At 37.0% G+C, this 21,919-nt stretch carries 22 protein-coding genes; 11 read left to right on the top strand and 11 right to left on the bottom strand.

Annotated features, from left to right (window positions below):
* Window positions 1-4 precede the first annotated feature (4 nt).
* The gene (locus FHY45_RS15555) at window positions 5-919 is read left to right on the top strand and encodes a DUF4240 domain-containing protein (protein ID WP_139892423.1); all 915 of its coding nucleotides are present in this window, start codon (window positions 5-7) and stop codon (window positions 917-919) included.
* Window positions 920-1,139: 220 nt separating this feature from the next.
* A complete protein-coding gene (locus tag FHY45_RS15550) occupies window positions 1,140-1,616 on the top strand; it encodes a bifunctional (p)ppGpp synthetase/guanosine-3',5'-bis(diphosphate) 3'-pyrophosphohydrolase (protein WP_139892422.1) in 477 nt (158 codons plus the stop codon).
* Window positions 1,617-1,807: 191 nt separating this feature from the next.
* Here FHY45_RS15550 and FHY45_RS15545 read toward each other — a convergent pair whose 3' ends face one another.
* From FHY45_RS15545 to FHY45_RS15530, 4 genes are all read right to left on the bottom strand, one after another.
* On the bottom strand, window positions 1,808-2,242 hold the full coding sequence (locus tag FHY45_RS15545; RefSeq protein ID WP_139892421.1) for a ferritin-like domain-containing protein: 435 nt from the start codon (window positions 2,240-2,242) through the stop codon (window positions 1,808-1,810).
* Between the two features lie 592 nt (window positions 2,243-2,834).
* Window positions 2,835-4,508 carry a methyl-accepting chemotaxis protein gene (locus tag FHY45_RS15540; protein WP_373925497.1) on the bottom strand — a complete coding sequence of 558 codons (1,674 nt, stop codon included), beginning with the start codon at window positions 4,506-4,508 and terminating at the stop codon, window positions 2,835-2,837.
* A 412-nt stretch (window positions 4,509-4,920) separates the two neighbouring features.
* On the bottom strand, window positions 4,921-5,940 hold the full coding sequence (gene namA / locus FHY45_RS15535; RefSeq protein ID WP_066104680.1) for an NADPH dehydrogenase NamA: 1,020 nt from the start codon (window positions 5,938-5,940) through the stop codon (window positions 4,921-4,923).
* A gap of 126 nt (window positions 5,941-6,066) precedes the next feature.
* Window positions 6,067-6,183: a YjcZ family sporulation protein gene (locus FHY45_RS15530; RefSeq protein WP_077248053.1), complete on the bottom strand. Its 117-nt coding sequence runs from the start codon at window positions 6,181-6,183 to the stop codon at window positions 6,067-6,069.
* A gap of 291 nt (window positions 6,184-6,474) precedes the next feature.
* On the opposite strand from FHY45_RS15530, the gene FHY45_RS15525 reads away from it, so the two are divergent.
* Complete coding sequence (locus tag FHY45_RS15525) at window positions 6,475-6,879, top strand: NUDIX hydrolase (RefSeq protein WP_139892419.1); 405 nt, start codon at window positions 6,475-6,477, stop codon at window positions 6,877-6,879.
* A 176-nt stretch (window positions 6,880-7,055) separates the two neighbouring features.
* Here FHY45_RS15525 and proC read toward each other — a convergent pair whose 3' ends face one another.
* Window positions 7,056-7,904, bottom strand: a complete 849-nt coding sequence (proC, locus tag FHY45_RS15520; RefSeq protein ID WP_066104675.1) for a pyrroline-5-carboxylate reductase — start codon at window positions 7,902-7,904, stop codon at window positions 7,056-7,058.
* Window positions 7,905-8,307: 403 nt separating this feature from the next.
* Here proC and FHY45_RS15515 point away from each other — a divergent pair, with 403 nt between their 5' ends.
* Together FHY45_RS15515 and FHY45_RS15510 are read left to right on the top strand one after the other, a co-directional pair.
* Complete coding sequence (locus tag FHY45_RS15515) at window positions 8,308-9,267, top strand: MBL fold metallo-hydrolase (protein WP_066104672.1); 960 nt, start codon at window positions 8,308-8,310, stop codon at window positions 9,265-9,267.
* A 27-nt stretch (window positions 9,268-9,294) separates the two neighbouring features.
* Window positions 9,295-10,089 carry an SDR family NAD(P)-dependent oxidoreductase gene (locus FHY45_RS15510; RefSeq protein WP_066104670.1) on the top strand — a complete coding sequence of 265 codons (795 nt, stop codon included), beginning with the start codon at window positions 9,295-9,297 and terminating at the stop codon, window positions 10,087-10,089.
* A gap of 87 nt (window positions 10,090-10,176) precedes the next feature.
* Here the strand turns inward: FHY45_RS15510 and FHY45_RS21265 are convergent, their stop codons facing one another.
* Together FHY45_RS21265 and FHY45_RS15500 are read right to left on the bottom strand one after the other, a co-directional pair.
* A complete protein-coding gene (locus tag FHY45_RS21265; protein WP_077248084.1) occupies window positions 10,177-10,353 on the bottom strand; it encodes a 3-oxoacyl-[acyl-carrier-protein] synthase III C-terminal domain-containing protein in 177 nt (58 codons plus the stop codon).
* Window positions 10,354-10,356: 3 nt separating this feature from the next.
* Entirely contained in the window at window positions 10,357-10,605 is a 249-nt protein-coding gene (locus FHY45_RS15500; protein WP_139892418.1) for a hypothetical protein, read from the bottom strand.
* A gap of 319 nt (window positions 10,606-10,924) precedes the next feature.
* Between FHY45_RS15500 and FHY45_RS15495 the strand changes: the two genes are divergently transcribed.
* Window positions 10,925-11,233 (top strand): hypothetical protein, encoded by a 309-nt coding sequence (locus tag FHY45_RS15495; RefSeq protein WP_225983600.1) that lies wholly within the window; start codon window positions 10,925-10,927, stop codon window positions 11,231-11,233.
* A gap of 53 nt (window positions 11,234-11,286) precedes the next feature.
* Here the strand turns inward: FHY45_RS15495 and FHY45_RS15490 are convergent, their stop codons facing one another.
* Genes FHY45_RS15490 through FHY45_RS15480 form a run of 3 tightly spaced genes read right to left on the bottom strand, consistent with a single transcriptional unit; the run spans window position 11,287 to window position 12,951 of the window.
* Window positions 11,287-12,081 (bottom strand): DUF4097 family beta strand repeat-containing protein, encoded by a 795-nt coding sequence (locus FHY45_RS15490; protein ID WP_139892417.1) that lies wholly within the window; start codon window positions 12,079-12,081, stop codon window positions 11,287-11,289.
* The gene (locus tag FHY45_RS15485; RefSeq protein ID WP_066104661.1) at window positions 12,074-12,634 is read right to left on the bottom strand and encodes an HAAS signaling domain-containing protein; all 561 of its coding nucleotides are present in this window, start codon (window positions 12,632-12,634) and stop codon (window positions 12,074-12,076) included. Before FHY45_RS15485 ends, FHY45_RS15490 begins: the two co-directional genes overlap by 8 nt.
* Window positions 12,631-12,951: a PadR family transcriptional regulator gene (locus FHY45_RS15480; RefSeq protein WP_066104658.1), complete on the bottom strand. Its 321-nt coding sequence runs from the start codon at window positions 12,949-12,951 to the stop codon at window positions 12,631-12,633. The genes FHY45_RS15485 and FHY45_RS15480 overlap by 4 nt, the downstream gene beginning before the upstream one ends.
* Window positions 12,952-13,544: 593 nt before the next feature.
* Between FHY45_RS15480 and FHY45_RS15475 the strand changes: the two genes are divergently transcribed.
* Window positions 13,545-15,296 (top strand): ABC transporter ATP-binding protein, encoded by a 1,752-nt coding sequence (locus FHY45_RS15475; protein WP_066104653.1) that lies wholly within the window; start codon window positions 13,545-13,547, stop codon window positions 15,294-15,296.
* Complete coding sequence (locus FHY45_RS15470) at window positions 15,296-17,338, top strand: ABC transporter ATP-binding protein (RefSeq protein WP_139892416.1); 2,043 nt, start codon at window positions 15,296-15,298, stop codon at window positions 17,336-17,338. Before FHY45_RS15475 ends, FHY45_RS15470 begins: the two co-directional genes overlap by 1 nt.
* A 165-nt stretch (window positions 17,339-17,503) precedes the next feature.
* Here the strand turns inward: FHY45_RS15470 and FHY45_RS15465 are convergent, their stop codons facing one another.
* On the bottom strand, window positions 17,504-18,658 hold the full coding sequence (locus FHY45_RS15465) for an endo-1,4-beta-xylanase (protein WP_139892415.1): 1,155 nt from the start codon (window positions 18,656-18,658) through the stop codon (window positions 17,504-17,506).
* A gap of 532 nt (window positions 18,659-19,190) precedes the next feature.
* Here FHY45_RS15465 and FHY45_RS15460 point away from each other — a divergent pair.
* The 3 genes from FHY45_RS15460 to FHY45_RS15450 all read left to right on the top strand — a co-directional run bounded on the left by FHY45_RS15460 (window position 19,191) and on the right by FHY45_RS15450 (window position 21,736).
* Window positions 19,191-20,165, top strand: coding sequence for a proline dehydrogenase family protein (locus tag FHY45_RS15460; protein WP_139892414.1), 975 nt, complete (start codon window positions 19,191-19,193; stop codon window positions 20,163-20,165).
* A 144-nt stretch (window positions 20,166-20,309) separates the two neighbouring features.
* Window positions 20,310-21,092 (top strand): polysaccharide deacetylase family protein, encoded by a 783-nt coding sequence (locus FHY45_RS15455; protein WP_139892413.1) that lies wholly within the window; start codon window positions 20,310-20,312, stop codon window positions 21,090-21,092.
* A gap of 14 nt (window positions 21,093-21,106) precedes the next feature.
* Window positions 21,107-21,736: a YkyA family protein gene (locus FHY45_RS15450; RefSeq protein WP_066104630.1), complete on the top strand. Its 630-nt coding sequence runs from the start codon at window positions 21,107-21,109 to the stop codon at window positions 21,734-21,736.
* Window positions 21,737-21,919 lie beyond the last annotated feature (183 nt).

The raw sequence follows: 21,919 nt of genomic DNA, 5'->3' as shown, positions 1-21,919 counted from the left end.
CGATTTGGATAAACAAAAGTTTGAAGTATTAATTGGAGATGTGTTTGCTGTAAAACTGCCTGATGGACGGTTTGGTGCGATAAGAATTGCTAAGCACCATCAAGAATTAGGCTCATACCTGGTTATCACAACTCCATATATAGGTGAGGAACTGCCTGTTATTGAGAATAATTGTTTAACTTATATCCTTCGTCAAAATCATTTTTTTTATAAGAATAATCGAGCCCTTGTATGGGTTGATGGAGAGCCTCCTCGGGATTTAATATATATAGGAAATCTTCCTTTGGCGGAAAAGGAAAAAGCTATAATATGCAATTCATTCTGTGAACAATGGGATCGTATTGGAATAGAGGTTTATCATGAATGGAGATGGGAGAATGATCAGGAGAATTTTATTAAAGAAGTTCAAGAGGAACAAAAAAATGATGAGGAAGAAAATCGAAATATAGCTCAAGTACCTAAAAAGATGATGCATGATGAAGAATTTTGGTCTATTATTTCCTTGCTGAATTCAAATGGTAATGGGAGAGAAGATATACTAGAACCGGCCGTTATTGCTTTATCAAAAATGAGTGTAAAAGATATAAAAGAATTTGAGGAAGCATTATCTTACAAACTCTACCTATTAGACACTAGAGAGCATGCCAAAAACATCGGAGAATATTCATATATAGAAGATAATCCAATCAATTTTTCTGTTGATTTATTTTTGTATATCCGTTGTGCAGTGGTTGCAGAGGGGCAGCAAAATTTTGAGCGTACATTAAAAAATCCCGAGATGATGAATAAAAATCGAACATTTGAACCTTTATTATCAATAGCCTCCTATGCTTATGCAACAAGAATGAAAAAGGATTTTGAGTATACATCCGGCTGCAGCTATGAAACTTTCTCAAATATTGCTGGATGGAAGGGCTAAACAGCCGTTTGAGGTGATTCTTTAGGAAAGGTATTAATGCATAAGAGTGCTATTGACTTCCGTTTGAGAGAGAAGATTTTCTACCTGTTATTAAAAATTCTCTGTTGTTTGAGATGTTTTTTTATCTGCGATTAAATGAAAGCGACCCATTTCTTATTTCATTCCAAATGAAGTTATAATATTAATATAATATTTAAAAAAGAATGGGGGACGGATTAGTATGTCTGAGGAGTTATTAGACTTAGCTATTGAATTAGCTAAAAAGTATCATAAGGATCAATTTGATAAGGGCGGTAACCCTTACATTAATCATCCATTAGCTGTAATGAATAGGTTAGACACGGCAGAAGAGAAAATTGTCGGAGTGTTGCATGATATCATCGAGGATACAGAGCTTACCTTTGATGATTTACGAGAATATGGCTTTTCAGAAAAAATTATAGCTGGAATTGATTCTGTGACTAGAAGGGAAGGAGAAGAGAGGGAAGCATTTATATATCGCGCCAAATTAAATGAGCTTGGTCGAACAGTTAAAATAGCGGATTTAAAAGAAAACAGAGACTTATCCAGAATTCCTAACCCACAGGAAAAAGATTATCAACGTGCAGAAAAGTATGAAAGAGAAATTAGAATTCTAACAGAAGATAATTGGATTTATAGCGATGATGAATGGATAGAGATTTTGGAAGAGAAGTGAATAAGGAATCAATGATATCAAACCAACTTATTTAATCATATTAGGAAAAATGATATTAATAAATATGAAAGCAAAAATTTTAATTGATAAAAAAACACCTCTTGATTTGAGGTGATTTTTTTATTAAATATATATGTTAGGCTTGGAAGAAATGAAATGTACTAAAATTAATTTGAATGAGAAATTCACTTTTAAGAATGTAGAAGAGATTTTAGATAATCCACATGTTCCCGGTCTTTATCCAGGATTTTATGGACTAGACTAAGACTTTCTTCATCTAACTTCCCCCTTACTAGGTCCTCACTCATTTTTATCCCATATATATTTTCCCCCTTAATAGCATGTTTTATAATCTCTTCCTCTGAATTGTAGTTTTCAATCAAATTTACAACTTTCGCTTCAATCCTTCCAAATATTCCTTCACTCGTTATAGGTGTACCACCTAGATTTTGAATTCTCTCTGAAATAAGGATTGCGTGATTTTTTAGGTCTTTCTGGATCGAAATAAACGAGTCTTTTAATGAGGAATGTTGTAGCTTTTTTATAAAGTGTTCATAGGCGTTAATGGCCATATATGAACCCCGTAAGAATGTGTTAAGCGTCTTAATCGCTTGTTGTTGGTCCAATCATATCACTTCCTTAAAATAATAATTTTACTATGTCCATGTAAAGTGAAAATCATTAGATTGCGGTATCGATACAGCTCAAATGTTAGCAGCTGTTGAAAATAGTGAAACGATTTTATTAGATGAAAACCAATAATAACACTGAGACCTCAACCACTTGCTATTTGGCTTGGAGAAACCGACAGACGGCAGACGGGGAAGTGTTGATTAGAAAGACTCGTCTGGATCATTTATCAAGAGCCGAAAAAGTATTCCGTAAAAACCTAAATGCTTAATCTGCAATAAAGAAATAATGAAATTAAAGTTGTTTTATTGGTGAGGGATGCTTCAATAAAAAAACAATTTAAAGTGGGAAAAACAATATTAAAGTTTAACATAGAAAAAATATATAGAATTTATATGTGAATAAATGTACTTAAAAAAGGGGATTTAGTTGAATAACGGAGACAGCAAAAAAGATATCTTTAAGGCTCAGAAACAAACCTTATAAAATAGAAAAAAGAAAGACCTTCCATAAAGAATGTTGCCAGCACGCGAAATTCTCTGAAGGTCTTTGGATTTTCTCCAAGTTTTCAATTGTAATAAGAGATTTTTATAGCTTAAATTTCGCCATTTGCTCCTGTAACTCTGATGAGAGCTTGGATAGAGAGCTTGAGGACAGGCTGATTTCTTCGGTGGCTGCAAGCTGTTCTTCAGTAGAGGCAGCTATATTAGTTGTATGCACTGACACACTTGATATATCCTCTGCTACTTGATTAATGGAATCCGATACAAGGTTGGAGCTGGCCGAAATCTGTTGGACTGAAGCGGCCATGCTATTCACTTCTTGTTCCATTTGAACCATGTAAGCCACAATTTCCTTGAAAGCCTCTTCCGTATTATTGATAACAGACATCCCTTCCTCAACCTCGACCTTTACCTCATACATGGATGAAATCGATCCTTCCATATTTGACTGGATTTCTTTAATAAGGTTGACGATTTGGCTGGACGAGGATTGAGATTGCTCAGCAAGCTTTCGTACCTCATCTGCGACAACAGCAAAGCTTCTTCCATGTTCTCCAGCTCTGGCTGCTTCAATAGCTGCATTTAATGCTAAAAGGTTTGTTTGATCGGCAATGGCTGAAATAGTTCCTGAAATCTTGCTGATTTCACTGGAACTGGTATCCAGCATTTTCAGGATTTCTTCGCTTTCAGTGGCTTTCTTGTAAATAAACTCTATTTGCTGAATGGTCCTGGATAATAATTCATTCCCATGATTTGCTTTTGATACGACCTTGCTGCCTGTTTCGGAGATTTCGTTTGATACACCTGCCAGACGCTGGATAGAGGTTGTCACTTCCTCAAGAGCGTGTACACTTTCCTGAAGTCGAGTATTAGCAGAATCAGACACATCGGCAACATGGTTAATGGAATTGGATACTTCTTCTGTGCTGTGAGTTGTTTCCTCCGAGCTTGCAGTCAATTCTTCGGATGCTCTTGCAACTTGTTCAGTTGAATGGTTAACCTGGGTGATCAGTATCTTCGTATTGTCCACCATTGTATTAAAATCACTTGCCAACTGTCCTAATTCATCCTTGCTTTTATTCTTTAATGGAGAGATTGAAAAGTCACCGGTCGCAATCCGATTTAGGCCTTTACTAACCTGTGAAATCGGTTTGGCTATTTTTGCAGAAAAGAAGTAAGCAGTACAACTGGCAATGATGACAGAGCCAATTGATATTACAGCTACTAACCAGGCAAGCTCAGATGATTTAGATGTAATTTTTGCGACGGGTTTGCTGGATATAATCGTCCATTCCCAATAAGGTTCCCTTTTAACATAAGCTATTTTTTCAACATCACCTTTTTTGGAAGAATACGATATGAAAGCCCCGTTCTCACCTTTCTCAAGAATCAGCTGATCCACTGTTTTGTCTCCGTTTGTTTTAAGGTCTTTATAATTTGTATCTGCGTTTTTAGTATGTAAGGTAAGAGTGCCATCTTTGTCGATTGCAGATAGTTCTCCATCTTCTCCAAAATCATAACCTTGATAAACTTGCTCTTCTTCTCCCAGAATCTCTTCATTTAATTGTTGCTGTGCATCCTCTAAGGAAATATAACCAGCACTCACTTGTTGGTGTAAGAGTCCGATCATTCCAATTGTCATATCAGTGTTTGTTTGGAGATTTTCTTTCTCTGTTTCAATCAATTGATCTTTTGAGATAAAAAATACGCTGATACCGATAACGATTACAGGAATGATTAACGTTATTAAAGTTAACATCAATAATTTAATCTTGATTGAACGAGCTTTTTTCTTTTTCAATATATTTTTCCTCCTATCAATTAGGAAAGTCACAATGGTCTTCAATTAACTATCGGCATTCATTTTTTTGTCTTAACATGAAAATAATGTAATTGTTGTGAAAAATAAATTCTGATAAGAGAAACTGAAGAAATGTTTGTCCCTTTGGTACGGATGTGAAGGAAAAATACTAATCTACAGCTACATCGAATTGTTCCAATATGTAATTATTTAATTTTAGTTTAAGATCTCGTCATTATTATTTTGTATTCTCCTGTCGAATTTTAAGGTTCAAAAAAAGAAAAAGCACCGTTTCTATAGAAACGATACTTTTTTCTTAATTTGTTTCCTGTACTTTATTAAATCAAAACAATGATTTAATCGAAGGAAATTACCAACCGCGACCGTATTGCACAGGAGCTTCAACAGAAGCACGCAGTTCCTTGGCAGCATTTTTAGGCCAATATGGATCACGTAATAATTCTCTACCGATAAAAATTAGATCAGCACGGTTGTTTTGTAAGATTTCCTCCGCTTGTACGCCAGATGTGATTAATCCGACGGCACCAGTTGCAATGTTGGCTTCATGCTTGATTGTCTCACTCATTGGGACCTGATAGCCTGGGAAGCTTGGTACCGGTACTGACATTACACCACCGGAGCTTACATCAATAAGATCGATTCCGTCTTCTTTCATCCAACGGGCATATTGAATATAATCTTCCGGTTCATATCCGTCTTCGTGATAATCTTTAGCGGAGATTCGGACGAATAATGGGCCGTCAAAAACAGATTTAATAGCAGTAATGATTTCTTTTAGGAATCGATAACGATTTTCCGGCGATCCGCCATATTCATCGGTACGAGTATTAACGGCAGGAGTTAGGAATTCATTGATTAAGTATCCGTGTGCGCCATGAATCTCCATAACCTCAAATCCTGCCTTTTTGGCACGAATAGCGGCTTGTTTGAAGGCTTCAACTGTATCGGCAATATCCTTTTTGGTCATTTCTCTAGGAGTTTTCATTTTTTCATTAAAAGGCACAGAAACAGGTGCGATAATTTCACCTTCAAGCTCAGCTTTTCGCCCTGCATGAGCGAGCTGAATCCCGGGAACTGTGCCATATTCCTTCATCATAGCAGTTAGCGTATGTAAACCTTCAATGTGATCGTCACTCCAAATGCCTAAATCTTGATCAGAAATTCTACCTTGCGGAGTAACTGCGGTTGCTTCCACGATGATTAAACCAACCTGGCCGACAGCCCGGCTTGTATAGTGAGTCATATGCCAGTTCTGTATTTTTCCATCACGTTCGTAGCTGGAGTACATGCACATCGGTGACATGACAATCCGATTTTTAAGAGTTATATTTTTAATTGTATATGGTTCAAATAATAATGATTTAGTCATTGATGACAACTCCTTTCAGTAACCAAGTATAACAGTTGGGATTAAGGGGTGACTAATCAAATGCTTCAAATAAAAGGAAGAGAGCATGTGGCCCGGGAATCCCCGAGTACATGCCCCCGATCTTACTTAGTAACCGCCGTAGCCGCCTCCAACATAAGAAGCACCGACAATAATTAACAAGATGAAAAGAACAACAACGAAAGCAAAGCTTCCTACACCTTTACCACCATAAGAATCACTCAATACAGACACCTCCTGTTCATTGCTGCAATAATGGGAGCGAATTCCCATTACATAGCCATCATATGGTTTAAAGTGATAGATGGATTGGACAATATTTAAAGTTGGGACAGCCTAAATTTCTGCAGCAATCATTACTCTCGAGAATTAATGGATTTAAAATTAGCTTATGAAAATTCCTCTTTACCTTATTAATATGTTACGAATGTTAAAAGGTCAGCTATTTTGCTATAAGTCATGGTTTTATATAAAAAATATCAAGAACAATACTCGTAAACAGGGAGGAGAATGGCTATGAGAGATCGGAGCTCCGTGGTAATTATAGAAAACAATCAGATAGTACTCATTAAAAGAAGTTTGAATGCTTCTGTTTATTATGTTTTTCCTGGAGGAGGCATAGAGAATGGTGAAACACCTGAAGCTGCAGCTAAAAGGGAAGCCATCGAGGAATTGGGGGTAGGTGTAAATGTTAATGAATGTATTTCAAAAGTAAAATATAACGGAAATAACCAATACTTCTACAAGGCAAAAATTTTATCTGGAACTATAGGCACCGGGCAAGGTGATGAATATACAAACAAAACAAGGGGAAGAGGAACGTACCTGCCAATATGGGTGGGTCTTGAAAAGTTAACATCTATTGACGTAAGACCAATGGAGGTGGCCTTAAAAGTTCAATCATTATTTCATCATGTATGAGGGGAGAGCGGGATTCTAACATTTGCTGGGCTGAATGTTGAAAGCCTACTGGAGTGGGATAGTAAAAAAAGAGAGGATAGTATAATCCTCCCGTTAGATGATTAATGATTGACCATTTTTCTGAATGCGCTTAGAGAAGTGCTGTAATTGATACGCGCATCATATAACTATTTATTTTACTCATATAGAATTTTTTCTTTGATTTTACTTCCTAATTCCTTACCCATACGCTCTGATTGGAGGGTAGCCTCTTGAATGCATTTAATAAAGGCTTCCTTAACGCCATGTTGTTCAAGGATTTGGATACCTGCTTCAGTAGTTCCTCCTGGACTTGTTACCTCGTAACGCAGCATTTGAGGAGATTTATCGGAGGAGTGGACCATTTCGGCAGCTCCCATTAACGTTTGGATAATCAGAGTTTGAGCTTCTTGATGATTAAGACCAATTTGTTGGGCTGATTGATGCATGGCTTCAATTAAGTAATAAATATATGCTGGTCCGCTTCCAGAGAGGCCTGTGACGGCATCCATTTTCTCTTCTTCTGTAAAAACGACCATTCCTACCGTATTGAAAATGTCTTTAGCCAGTGTAAGATGCTCTGGTTTCATATAGATGTTCCCTGAAATAGCAGTGGCGGATTTTCCAACTGCCGCAGATGTATTTGGCATAGCCCGAATAATCGGCATAGTATTCTCTAAAATGGCTTCAATGCTTTGAGTAGAAATTCCTGCGGCAACAGATATAAGTACCATCTTACTGGTTAGATAAGGTTTGGCTTGTTGTAAGACTGTATAAACATCCTTCGGCTTAACGGCTATCAGGATGATATCTGCGTCAGATAGAAGGGAGGACATGTTGCGGCATGGAATAACGCCATAGTTTTTTTTCAAGCGTTCTAGTTGAGGATCATTGTTCCGATTACAGACCCAAAGATCTCCGGGTGAAGTTGCCCCTTTTTTTACAATGCCTGCAATCAATGCTTCAGCCATAGAACCGGCTCCAAGAAAAGCAATTTTTTTATTCATGCTCCTGCCTCCTTTGTAAAAATAAAAAAAGCCCTTCATCCTGTAAAGGACGAAAGGCTATTCTTCCGTGGTACCACCTTAATTTACGAGCATTCGGCTCTAGAATGCTTGCATCTTTATACCGGATAACGCCCGGTCGGACGGCCAGGTTTTCCTGACAGCTCGAAAGGCAGGTTCAATCATCAGTGGGCGGCGAAACCTTACAGCCAACGGGTTTCACTCTCTTACGCCATACATGATTTACTATTCTTTCTCGAACGCTTGTATAAGTATATTTATTTGATATTAATAGAAATTATGCAAAAAAATAGCTCATGTGTCAAGAATATTCAAACTTTATGATGGAATTTTCATACAAATTATGTAAAAATAATTACTAAAATACATAACAGGGAGTAATGAGATGAGTTCGATTACAAGGGTAGCTGAAAAAATTATTATACCGACTCCGTTTGCTGTCGGAGATGTAAATACGTATCTTCTAAAAGGAGATGCTTTAACTCTGGTAGATGCCGGAATTAAAACACAGGAAGCAAAAGAGGCACTTGAACGGCAGTTAAAGGAACTGGGATATAGGCTATCTGATATTGAACAGGTAATATTAACCCACCACCACTCTGACCACTGTGGATTAATTGATGTATTTCAAGAAGATCCATTGTATGGACATGAAGATAACCAGCGGTATCTTAAAAGGGATCCAGCATTTATGAAGGAACAAAAAGATTATTTTACAAGTATGGCAAAGCAATTTGGCGTACCTCCGCAATTGATGAAATATGCCAATGATGTAGAGTCCCTATATACGTATTCGGGTTCAAAACCCCTCACACATTTTTTGAAAGAAGGAGACTGGATTCCCGGCCATCCTGGTTGGAGAGCAATGGAAACCTTTGGCCATTCACAGGGTCACTTATCCTTCTATCATGAAGAGTCAGGTACACTGATTGGCGGAGATTTATTATTGGGTAAAATTTCACCTAACCCGATTCTGGAGGTACCGAAAAGGGCAGAGCAGGAGAGATTGAAGCCGCAACTGCAACTGAATGATAGCTTGCGTCGATTGCAAAATGAAAGACTGACAATCGTATATCCAGGGCATGGAAAGGACATTACTGAACCATACCAGCTAATAGAGAAACGTTTAAAAAATCAGCATGAGCGGGCATTTCATGTTAAAAGCCTCATTGGGGAAGACCGTCGGAACGTCTTGGAATTAGCTATACAATTATTTCCGAAGGCTGTTAAGAGAGATCCAGCACTGGCATTGTTTGAGACATTGGGCCAACTCGATTATCTAGATAGTCTTCATGAAATTGAAAGTGAAATGGTTGATGGTGTCGTATGGTATTATAATAAATAATGGACCATTAATGAGGAAGTGAAGTACATGAATGAACGAATTCGTGGGAAAATTGTTACGATTACGGGTGCCTCAGGCGGGTTAGGTGAACAAATTGCCAGACATGCTGCTAAAAGTGGAGCAAAATTGGTTTTAATCGCACGGAGTTTGGACAAATTAGAAAAAATCCGTAAAGAATTAATGACTGATTTTAATTGCGAGGTTTATGTATATACATTGGATGTATCCGATCGGAATGCTGTTGAACAGACATTTGCCCACATCAAGAATGAAGTGGGAGATACCGATGTTCTGGTGAACAATGCTGGCTTTGGAATTTTCGAGAAAGTGTTGGACGCAAGTTTAGATGATACAGAATCCATGATCAATACAAATGTGGTTGGACTCATTGCCTGTACGAAAATGGTACTGCCTGCGATGGCAGAAAAGAAATCAGGCCACATTATCAATATTGCATCCCAGGCTGGGAAAATGGCGACGCCGAAATCAAGTGTTTACTCAGCAACGAAGCATGCGGTACTTGGATTTACAAATGCCTTACGTATGGAAATGCATACAGAGAATGTTTTTGTTACATCCGTCAATCCTGGACCGATTAAAACCAATTTCTTTAATATCGCAGATAAAGAAGGTACGTATATCAAAAACATTGAACGCTTGATGATTGATCCGGTCAAGCTGGCAGAAAAAATCACGAATATCATGCTAAAAAATAAGCGGGAAATTAATGCACCAGGCTGGATGAATGCGGGAAGTAAGATTTACAGTTTAATTCCGAGGACGGTTGAAACGCTCGGGCGAAGTCAGTTTAATAAAAAATGATAAGAGAAAATCCACCTAAAAAACAAGGTGGATTTTTTGTTCCTGCAACGACTTGATGCTAGATCCGTTTCATTTTATATAAAGAGATTAGTATTTCCATAACATAGCGATGAACTGATGTCCTGCACCAACTGTCCAAAACATAACATAATCTCCGCGCTTAATACGCCCATCCTGTATCCCTTCATGGAAAGCGAGGAACGGACTGCTCGAACCTGTATAGCCATATTGATCTCCAATATAAATGACCTTTTGGCTTTGGATATCCTAGTGTTGTTCAATGGTTAACTTATCTCCATATGCAAATTGTGAAATACAAAATGCAGCAATATCGGATTTCCTCAAGCTATTCGGCTCCAAAATACGGTCAAATAGATCAAAAATAATCTGAGCAGAAAAACTCGCATCGAAAGGGGTAAATTGAATGTATTGGCTGTCAGCATTTGCATTTATGGATTTACTTAATCCTTCCTTTTGATAAATAATCTTATCTACATCTTGATTGATTACTTTCATATCTTTGCAATCTACGATTAAAAGGTATTCTTTATGTATGGCGATACCGCTTGTGCTGTTATCTTTTTTGGAATTTTAATTGATGGGGAGTAGTTCTATTGATGAAGTAGGGCAGGAGGAGGTTTATAATAGCAGCAACGTGTTAGATGGTTACTGGAAAAATGGATGTACATAAAGATAAGAAAGACAAAATTATATAAACATAATACATATTTATTGAAAAATATAGTTAATAATATTTAGATTAATGGGTATATAGTAAATATAGTTATTATAGAATAATATTTTAAAAAATATATAAGAGAGAGGGTGGCTAGTAATGAGTCGTCAAATGATTAATATTTTAAAATGGGTATCAGGCGGTATGGAAGCATTATTAGGTATACCTGTTCTTGGAGGAACAATTATCCTAAGCATGGCATGGGTACCCTTATTTATTATGCTTGCTTTCCATATCATCATTGTAGTCTTTTCGTATAAAGCCGGAATAAAAGCTAACGGAAATATACTGGGAATTGTAACGTCCGTTGTTGGCTTCATTCCTGGTATTGGAATGATTATGCACTTGTTGTCAGCGGTATTCATCCTTGTGGATGCTGCTCAAAATCAGGCTAAAACAGCTGTTTGATAGAATTGAAAATAAACCCGATAAAGCCCTTGAAGGTTTTATCGGGTTTTTCATTAATCAGTAACACGAATACTGCCGGTCTCCGTGCTCAGTTGAACTGTAATGCTTCCATCCCCACTCATATAACTTCCGGTTTTTTTGCCAAAGATTCGTTTACTGCCAATCTCAGAGTCTGCTGTAATTAAGATGTTATTTGGATCCTGATTAATTGTTAAGTCGATTTCTCCAAGTTCATTTTTGGCGATAAGCGGTTCAGTGATTTCATCGGTCGAAATATCAATCGAGCCAACTTCATTATCGACCTGGAGCTTGCCGCTGTATTTTTGTATCTTAATGTTCCCTAGCTCTGAAGAAGCGATTATTGAAGTGGAGGATACATCGCTTATATGAATGCTTCCAACTTCTGATTCTGCATTTAAGTGGGCTGCATTAATCTGAGAGATTGTAATTTCACCGACTTCATTTGATGCTGAGATTCTGTCATACTGTTTTTTTGGCAAATAGACTGTAATATTCTCTGATGATTTTTTAAAATTAACACCTAGAGAAATAGTATGATCCGCCTCGTTTGTAATGGACAGGGTTTCACCGTTCTCTTCTATTTTTATGGGATTGGACATTTTAGACCCAATTGTCTCAACAATAATTTCATCTCCAGATGTTTCTGCCAGCTTGATTGTCCCTACGGTATTATTGACATCAATCGATTGTATCTCTGAACTTTGAAACTGCTTCGTTTGTTTGTCATTCTCATTTTGAAGTGAAAAAAACGATTTTGCAGTCAGCAATGCTCCTGAAAAGCCAATAACGATGAGTATTCCAGCTACAATCAGCCACTTTTTATACATGCTTCATACCTCCCTTTACAACTGAAACATTCCATTTGCAATATTTAATAAACACTTTAGAACTAAAGATGGTTACATAATACATGCCAAACAAGAGGAGAATTCCTAAACCGCTGAACCCGATTGAAAGAAAAACTTCAAATGCATAGGCCTGATTGAAACCCAATATAATACCAATCAGGTGGAGGAATGGTGATAATATGAGACCGATACTTGCCCCCCAACCGCCTAACAATATACCTCCAAGAGCTATGGCAGGACCAAGGACAAAAATTAGATTCAGAAAGCTCAGTCCAATTGTTAATCCAATCGCACCAAAGACGTTTGAGAAGGTCATCTTCCTGTCTATCTCGGCAAATGTATTCGATATATTTAATTCCTTTGCGATTAATTCAGGAGAACCAAGATTATCTGATATTTCACTCTCGGACTTTCCCTCTAATAAACCATTTTCAAAATACTCATTATAATCATTTAAGATGTCATTGCGTTCCTCTTTAGGCAGGGCGCTAAGATGGTTAGATAATTGTTGCAAAAATTGTTCCCGATTCACTGTACTTCACCTTCCTCAATAATTTGATTAACACCTGTGGAAAATGCTTGCCATTCTCTTACCAGCTGCTTCAGGTAATCCCGGCCTTTTTCTGTTAGATGATAGTATTTACGAGAGGGCCCCTCTGTAGATTCCTGTAAATAGGTCGTGAAATATTCTTCTTTGGTAAGTCGTCTGAGAAGCGGATAGACGGCTCCTTCGGAAATTTCAAATTTATCGGAAATCCCCTGAACGAGCTCATATCCATAACGATCCTTGTTATTTAACATAACAAGTACGCAAAGCTCTAAAACGCCCTTTTTGAATTGGACATTCAATCGTAAAGCCTCCTTTCCTTCGCTATTATACATTGTATAGTAGTAACTATAGTATTACACACGGTACTGTTTAATGCAAGGTAGTATGGATGTTTTTGTAAAAATAATTCAATGAGCGAACATGCAATTAAATTTTTGAAAATATTTTAAATTTGTAATTGACTAACAATTCAAATAGTAGTAATCTGTGTAAAGACTTACCAATTTACTTATCAATGAAAGGAGGACTGTATGATGAAAAAATCAGTGATTGTTGTAGCGTATCATCGAGTCGATATGAGATTTGTGCAGTCCTCCCGTTTAAATATGATTTAACTCGTTTTAAACGAAAAGACTGCACGTTGCCGTGAGTACTTTTGTCTAACTCAAATGTAAAGATTGGACGTTTTTACGTTCGAATCTTCTTTTGATTGGAGGAAGTATCAACACGTAATCGTTGCAGTCTTTTTTTGTTGGTAATTTTAAGTTGCATTCAAAAAAGGAGGAAGAAAAATGGAATCAAATGTGGTCAATGTAAAAATCTCAAGGGACATACAGGCAAACAGTACGTAGCAATTAAAATGTTCTTCGGTTAAGACAAAGGAGGAGATGGAATGTTTTCGGTTTTAAAGAAATTAGGTTGGTTTTTTAAAGAGCACTGGATTCGGTATACAGTCGCAATCGCGTTATTGAATATCGTAAATGTGCTGGAGGTTTTGCCACCGATGATTGTTGGGATGGCCATAGATGACATGAGTATAGGTGAAATGAATCAGGAGACACTCATGACCTATGTTTGGTGGATGATCGGGTTAATGGTCACCCTCTATATACTAACCTATATATGGAATTACCAGTTATTTAGTGGAGCGTATGTTTTAGAGCGGAAGCTGCGCTCAGGATTTATAGGTCATTTATTAAAAATGACACCAACCTTCTATGAAAAGAATCGTACAGGCGATTTAATGGCAAGAGCAACCAATGATCTTAAATCTATATCCGTTACAGCAGGATTCGGTATTTTAACGTTAATGGATTCTACCTTATATATGATTGCGATTTTAGCAACAATGGCCATTACAATTAGTTGGGAACTTACGCTTGCCGCCATCTTACCTTTGCCGATTATGGCATGGGCAGTCAAAAAGGGCGGAGAGCGAATTCATGAGCACTTCACAGTAGCACAGGATGCTTTTGGTGAACTAAATGACAAGGTCCTTGAATCAGTCGCGGGTGTCCGTGTCATTCGTGCTTATGTACAGGAACGAGCGGATGAAAAACGCTTTGAAGAGATGACAGAAGATGTATATGAGAAAAACATGAAAGTAACGAAAGTAGATGCCATGTTTGATCCGGTTATCACATTCGTTATTGGTATCAGTTATTTAATCAGTCTTGGATATGGAGCCAATCTAGTATTCGCTCAAGCCATTTCAATTGGGCAGCTTGTGACCTTTAACGTATATCTATCGATGCTGATTTGGCCGATGATCGCCATTGGGGAATTAATTAATGTCATGCAAAGAGGAAATGCCTCTCTCGATCGCATGAACGAAACATTATCTTCTCAGGAGGATGTAAAAAATGATCCGAATCCAGTGGATGTCCCGGAATTAGAGAACGTTATATTTGATCAAGTAGTATTCCGTTATCCTTCTTCAAAGGTGGATAATCTAGCCGATATCAATGTCAAAATCGATAGCGGGGATACCATTGGAATCGTCGGAAAAACAGGAAGTGGAAAAACCACATTTGTGAAACAATTGCTCCGTGAATATCCTGCTGGAAACGGAATTCTTTCCCTATCCGATGTACCGATTGAAAAACAAAATCTTGAGGATGTCCGGGAATGGATTGGATATGTACCGCAGGATCATGTTTTATTTTCTAAAACAGTTCGGGAGAATATTTTATTTGGAAAAATGGAAGCAACTGATGAAGAGTTTTGGAAAGCAGTTCGCCTCGCTGATTTTGAAAAAGATATAGAGAGACTGCCGAACAGACTGGAGACGCTGGTTGGGGAAAAAGGTATTGCTTTATCTGGCGGACAAAAGCAAAGGATTTCAATAGCCAGGGCGTTAATTAAAGATCCGGAGATTCTGATTCTCGATGACTCCCTCTCTGCAGTGGACGCCAAGACAGAAACAACGATTATCGAAAATATTCGGAATGAACGAAGCGACAAAACGACGATAATCACTACTCACAGATTATCAGCAGTACAGCATGCAGACTGGATTATTGTACTAGATGATGGAGTGGTGATTGAGGAAGGCACACATGAAATGCTGCTCAATAAGAAGGGCTGGTATAAAGAACAATTTGATCGCCAGCAAATTGAAGCGAACAAGGAGGTGAGCGCCTAATGAACGAACATTTGGAACAAACGGAATCCGGTTGGAAGACGGGAAAACGTTTATATCAATATGCAGTGAAGTGTAAAGGAACCATTATCCTAGCACTAATGATGTTATCCATCTCAGTAGGGGCGGACTTAATCGGACCCTATATCGGGAAAAACATGATAGACAACCATATCATGGGGATTGAATCTCCATGGGTGGAAACGAAGAATACAAAGGATGCCGTTCACTATCAGGGGAGCACATATAAACGTGAGGCCTATGTAGAGGATGGGGAATGGACCGGAAGTGAGGTTGCCATCCAACAGGTTGGGACGACGTTTTTATTCCTAAACCAACCGATAGAGTTTGATGGGAAGAGATCCTATAAAGATGGGCAGCTGGTGATTACTAGTGGAGAAAAAAGAGCAACCTATGAGGCTCAGAAATTGTCAGGAGCACAAATCATGGCGTTTTATCAGCCAGAGATCAGCCGTATAATGCAATTACTTGCTCTGTATTTCGGAATTATGGTTGTGGCATTCTTCTTTCAATATGGGCAGAGCTATTATTTACAAAAAGCAGCGAATCGAATTATTCAAACAATGCGAAAGGACGTTTTTGCTCAAATTCAAAGACTGCCGATTCGCTACTTTGATAATTTACCGGCAGGAAAGGTAGTGGCACGGATTACAAATGATACCGAAGCAATTCGGGAGCTGTATGTAAGGGTTTTAGCTAATTTTTTCTCGAGTACGGTTAATATTATCGGAATTATCATTGCCCTATTTTTGCTTAATGTAAAGCTTGGAATGGTGACATTGATTATTCTGCCGCTGCTCGTTGGATGGACATTATTATTTCGTAAATTTGCTACAAAGTATAATAGGGTCATTCGGGCACGTATAAGTGATATTAATGCCATGATTAACGAATCCATAAATGGGATGAATATCATTCAGGCATTCAAGCGGGAGAAAGAAACAACAGAGGAATTTGAAAAACTGAACACAGAGCATTATGTATACCAAAGTAAAATGCAAAAATTAAATTCCTTGTTAAATGGAAATCTTGTAGGTGCTTTGCGTGTTATTACATTAACGCTATTTATTTGGTATTTCGGAGGTATGGCAGCATCTGGTGAATCAGTCGTCAGTCTAGGCGTTTTATACGCGATGGTGAATTATTTAAATCGTCTGTTCCACCCAATATCAGGAATTGTCAATCAGTTTGCAAATTTTGAACAGGCGATGGTAGCCGGTGAACGCGTATTTGCACTTCTGGATGAGGAAGGTATTGATGTTGAGGATCAACGTAAGCCACGTTTTAAAGGGCATGTTGATTTTGATCATGTATCTTTTAGCTATAAAGAAGGAGAAAAAGTATTAAAGGATATTCAGTTTGAGGCTAGTCAGGGCGAAACAATAGCCCTAGTGGGGCATACAGGCTCTGGGAAAAGCTCCATTATGAATCTGTTATTCAGATTTTATGACTATCAGGAGGGGGCTATCCGCATTGATGGGATAGAATTGAAAGATATCCCACATCAAACCTTGCGTGAGCATATGGGAATTGTTTTACAGGATCCATATTTGTTTACTGGAACCATCCTTTCGAATATCACACTTGATGATCCAAAAATTTCGAGAGAAGTAGCTGAAAAAGCGTTACGGGATGTGGGAGCTGACCGCGTGTTGGCCAATCTTGAACATGGGTTTGATGAACCGGTAGTTGAAAAAGGGAGTACTCTTTCATCAGGGCAGCGCCAATTAATATCCTTTGCCCGTGCTTTGGCTTTTAATCCGGCTATCCTGATTCTTGATGAAGCTACATCCAGTATTGATACAGAAACAGAAAGCTTGATTCAGGAAGCAATGGAGGTGCTAAAGAAAGGTAGAACCACTTTTATTATTGCACACCGTCTTTCTACTATTAAAAGCGCTGACCAAATCCTTGTTCTCGATAAAGGAAGAATTGTGGAGAGAGGAAACCATGATGAACTCATGGAATTAAAAGGCAAATATTATCAAATGTATGAGCTTCAAATTGGAAAACTTGCAGGTTAATACTATAAGTTAACAAATAGCAATCTAAGGAAAACAGTGATCAGGTTAATCAAAAGAATATATCCTGTAACTAAAAGGTAAAGAGGAAGCAATAAGCTTCCTCTTTTACTATAGTATATGAAGATATCTAAGGATTCTTATACTAAATTATTCTTGGTATCTATTTTAGTCCATTATTGCCCAATAAGCAGGCTTAAGATTATAATTCGGATCAAAGACAAATGGTGCATCTTTTCCAACGCCATTATTATATTCCTCGGCACGGTCGTCTAGCCATGTATGATTATCTGCAATTCCCCAGAATGTCACGTTACTAATCTTATCTCCTAATCTCTCATACATTTCAAATAACTCATTATACCTGGCAGCTTGACGCTGGAACTCTTCTTCTGGAATATCCTCATATGAAGGATAAGCAGGTCTTGGTGGCCAGCCGTATAAGCTCACATCTAACTCGGTTACTTGATTATCTAAACCAAGACTAGCAAAACGATTAATAGATTCCTCCGTTTCAGTAATGGATGGCCAGCCTAATTGAATATGAGCTTGATGACCGACACCGTCAATAGGGACTTTTTGTTCAAGCAATTCAACAACTAAGTTATATAAATGGGTTTTTTTAGGTTCTACCTCTGTGTTGTAGTCATTAATGTACAGTTTTGCATTCTTTTTTGCATATTTTTTAGCTGTTTTAAATGCTACCTTAATATAATCAGTACCAGTTATTTGATACCAAGGAGATTCACGTAGCTTCTGCTCATTTGATGCATATTCGTCAATCACTTCGTTTACAACATCCCATGAGTCGACATCATTTTTATACCGTTTGACAATCGTTTTTATGTGTTTTTCTAAACGCTGTAATAATAGCTTTTTATTTTTCTCCCGCTGTTTTGGATTGGTTTCTTCGGTCATTTTATTCCCGTTCTTATCAATAAAGAACCAATCAGGAACCTGGCTATGCCATACAAGGGTATGAAAACGAACATCCATATCATTTTTCTTGGCGAATTTCACAATTTTATCTGCTTCTTTAAAATTGAATTTCCCCTCTTCGGGTTGGATGGATATAGGCTTCATTACGTTCTCTGCAACAATACTGTTATAGTGACGCTTTAATACATGACCGCTCTTACCCATTAATTGATCGGGTTCGACAGCAGCCCCAATTGTGAAAGAATCTTCGTACCTTTCATATAAAGGGGAAGCTTTTAAAGCACTTAATGGCTTAGCACTCGCAATATCAGTGGAAAAGACAGGAGTTACAAGGGCAATAGCTAATCCGAAACTTAGAAACTTACGTACTAATTTTTGTGACATGTCCTAATCTCCTTTTCATTTAAAATAGAAAGCGTTTACATAGGTATTTGAACATTATTATAGAAGGTATCTACTTAGTAAGTCTAGGAAACAAACTAAGTTACGAGAAAAATAGGCCATAAATCACGGAGAGAAAACTAGCTGACAAGTTAATATAGGGCTAAGTACATAAAAGAAATGGAGTGCGGTATATAGATTGAAGCCAATACCTGTACTTGTTAAAAGAACAATCACTATAGTTGCATATGTCTCAATCAAAAATATAGGAAAGGTCATTAAATCGATTAATTGCCTATTATATAAGGCTGTTGCTCTATTGGGGAGCCGGCATATTATTACGGAAGTAAAAAAAGATATTCCTTATAGAAATCTTTCGGAATTTACTATATTATGAATATATTGAAATAAGTAAGCGCTTCAAATGAGGTTATATGAACATATAAGTTTTAGCCTACCCATAGTGTAAGATTACAAGTATTTATTCTGTATTTATTGATTTCATGTTATTTAACTAACATAAGGGGTGTTCTTAATGATTGTTAAAGATTTCTTCATTGCTCTTTCAGAAAATCAGCTTTTAAACCGCACAGCTCAAAAATATGGGTTAAAAATGGGTGCCCAAACTGTAGTTGCCGGTACAAATATAGACGAAACAATTGAGAGTATAAAAGAGTTAAATAAGTATGGAATTTCTTGTACCGTGGATAATCTTGGAGAATTTGTGAGTGATAAAGATGAAGCTGTAAAGGCGAAGAATCAAATCCTTCAGGTTATTGAGGCCATTTATGAAAATAAAGTCGATGCTCATATATCATTAAAACCCTCTCAATTAGGGTTGGATATAGATTTGGATTTCTGCAGAGACAATCTGTTGGAAATTTTTGAAGTAGCTGCAAAGTATGATATTTTTATAAATATTGATATGGAGAACCATTCCAGATTACAGCCTTCTTTTGATTTAGTAGATCAGATATCGGAAAAATACGATAATATTGGTACAGTTATACAAGCATATTTTCATCGAGCCGAAAATGATATACAAAAATATAAAAATTACCGCCTTCGTATTGTAAAAGGTGCCTATAAGGAACCTGCTGAATTAGCCTATCAAACAAAAGCAGAAATTGATAAAAATTATATCAATTTGATAGAATATCATCTGTTAAATGGTAAGTTCACCTCCATTGCAACACACGATCATAAAGTCATAAACCATGTGAAGCAATTTGTAAAAGATCATCAAATTCCTAATGAAAAATTTGAATTCCAAATGCTCTATGGTTTCCGTTTCGATATGCAAACGGAATTGGCTAAAGAGGGCTACCGGTTTTGTACGTATGTTCCTTTTGGGACAGACTGGTATGGATACTTTATGAGACGTTTGGCTGAAAGACCTCAAAACATAAGCCTTGTAACGAAACAAGTATTCACCAAAAAAACAAACACGGTCCTTGCGATAGCAACCGGTGCCTTTTTACTTGGCAGATTATCTAAGAGAAAAAAATAGGTATGCAATAGCCACTAACCTAAACAAGAGGATAGTGGCTTTTTAGTTAATCTATTTTTCTGAAATATTACTAAAATATTACAATAGAAAAAGAATTGTAATATAATAGGAGTTAAATAGAGATTTATAAAGGAAGATTAAAGAATGCGTAATTTTGCAACTATCTTGGTTACTATTATAGTATCCATAACAGTAATGAGCTGGATCAAGCCGACTTCCAGTTTGGCTGACAAAACGAATGATCAATCAGGGCATCCAGAACTGAACATGGTTACATATGAAAGGACCGTAAAAAAAGTGCCTGAAAAATTAAATGGTAAAGAAAGAAAAGTAGTTTATTTAACAATTGATGATGGTCCAAGTCTTTATACAAAGGAGTTAATTGCTATACTCGATCAATTTGAAATACCGGCTACTCATTTTCTGATCGGAAATAATATGAAGAAATACCCGGATATGGCCAAGGAATATGTCAACCGTGGAGATTATATCGGAATGCACTCAATGAGCCATGATTATAATAGATTGTACAAAAAGGGAAAAATTGTAGAAGAAGTGATGGAAACACAGCAATTAATCAAAGAACAGGTAAATATTTTGCCGATTTTATTCAGATGTCCATATGGATCATCTCCAGGGTTAAATACGAAATTGCGAGATCAAGCTGCACACGCAGGATTGAAAATGTGGGATTGGACAATCGATTCAAAAGATTGGAAGCTGCAAGAGAATCCTTCAAAAATTGAAGGAGAAATTCTGAAGCAATTAAATGGATCTGAGGAAATTATCTTAATTCATGAAAAGAAAGGTACCATTGAGGCATTGCCAGGAATAATTAAAAGTATAAAGGAAGCGGGCTATGAATTTGAAAGATACGAAGAATCAAAACATTTTCCGGCAAACTTCCATAAAGATAAGAGATTATAAGGACGAGGAATCGTATGATTAGAAAGAAAATAGGTATATATCTAGCTTTAATTGTAACCAGTATGTTAATGGCTGTTTTAATTCTACCAGTTATACAAAAGTATGATGAAAAATATTTGAAGGTTCATAATCAAGTGGCATGGGATTTTAAGTCTAATATGAATTATGGGGAGCTTTTTAATACCGAAAATAATAAGCTGCAATCCCTATACGAAATGACAGTAAAAGATGGAGCAGATAACCTAAAAAAGGCTGAAAACCAAATAAGTAAGGCTGAAGAGACAATCAATCAGTGTAAACTAATGGTTGACGAGGACAAATCATTGGTAGAAAACCAATTAATACAAATGAAAGAATCAGAAGAATTACTGAGTAAAATAGATCAGAAAAAAGTACATAAGGAAACATTGTTGAGCCTCCATGACTCACTGATTAACCTGTTACAAACATATAATCAAGCCCTTGATCAATATGAAGAAGTACTTAACTTGGAGCAAAAGATATACTCAGCGTTAAAAGCGGAAAAGGATTTAAAAGAAATAACCGCTATTATAGATGAAGCAAATCAATCATCCGGTGAATTATCTGGTACAATCAAGGATTTAAACGGCTATATAGTATCCTACAATAAGCTACAAATCTAATTCAGACATCTTCCATTGATTTGCAGTTAAACTCTTGAAATGGTTCACTTGTAAAATTGGAATCTATTAAAGAGCAAATAGTCTTTTAATAAGTAGAAAATTGGTGATTGAAAATTTTTCTCCTAACATGGTAATATGTTTAAATCAGTGTGTAGAGATATTGGTATAGTTGATATGCCAAAA

This window comes from Bacillus sp. D386 (assembly GCF_006346415.1).
Note: the sequence above shows the minus strand (reverse complement) of the source record. Positions and strands in the feature narration are given on the sequence as shown.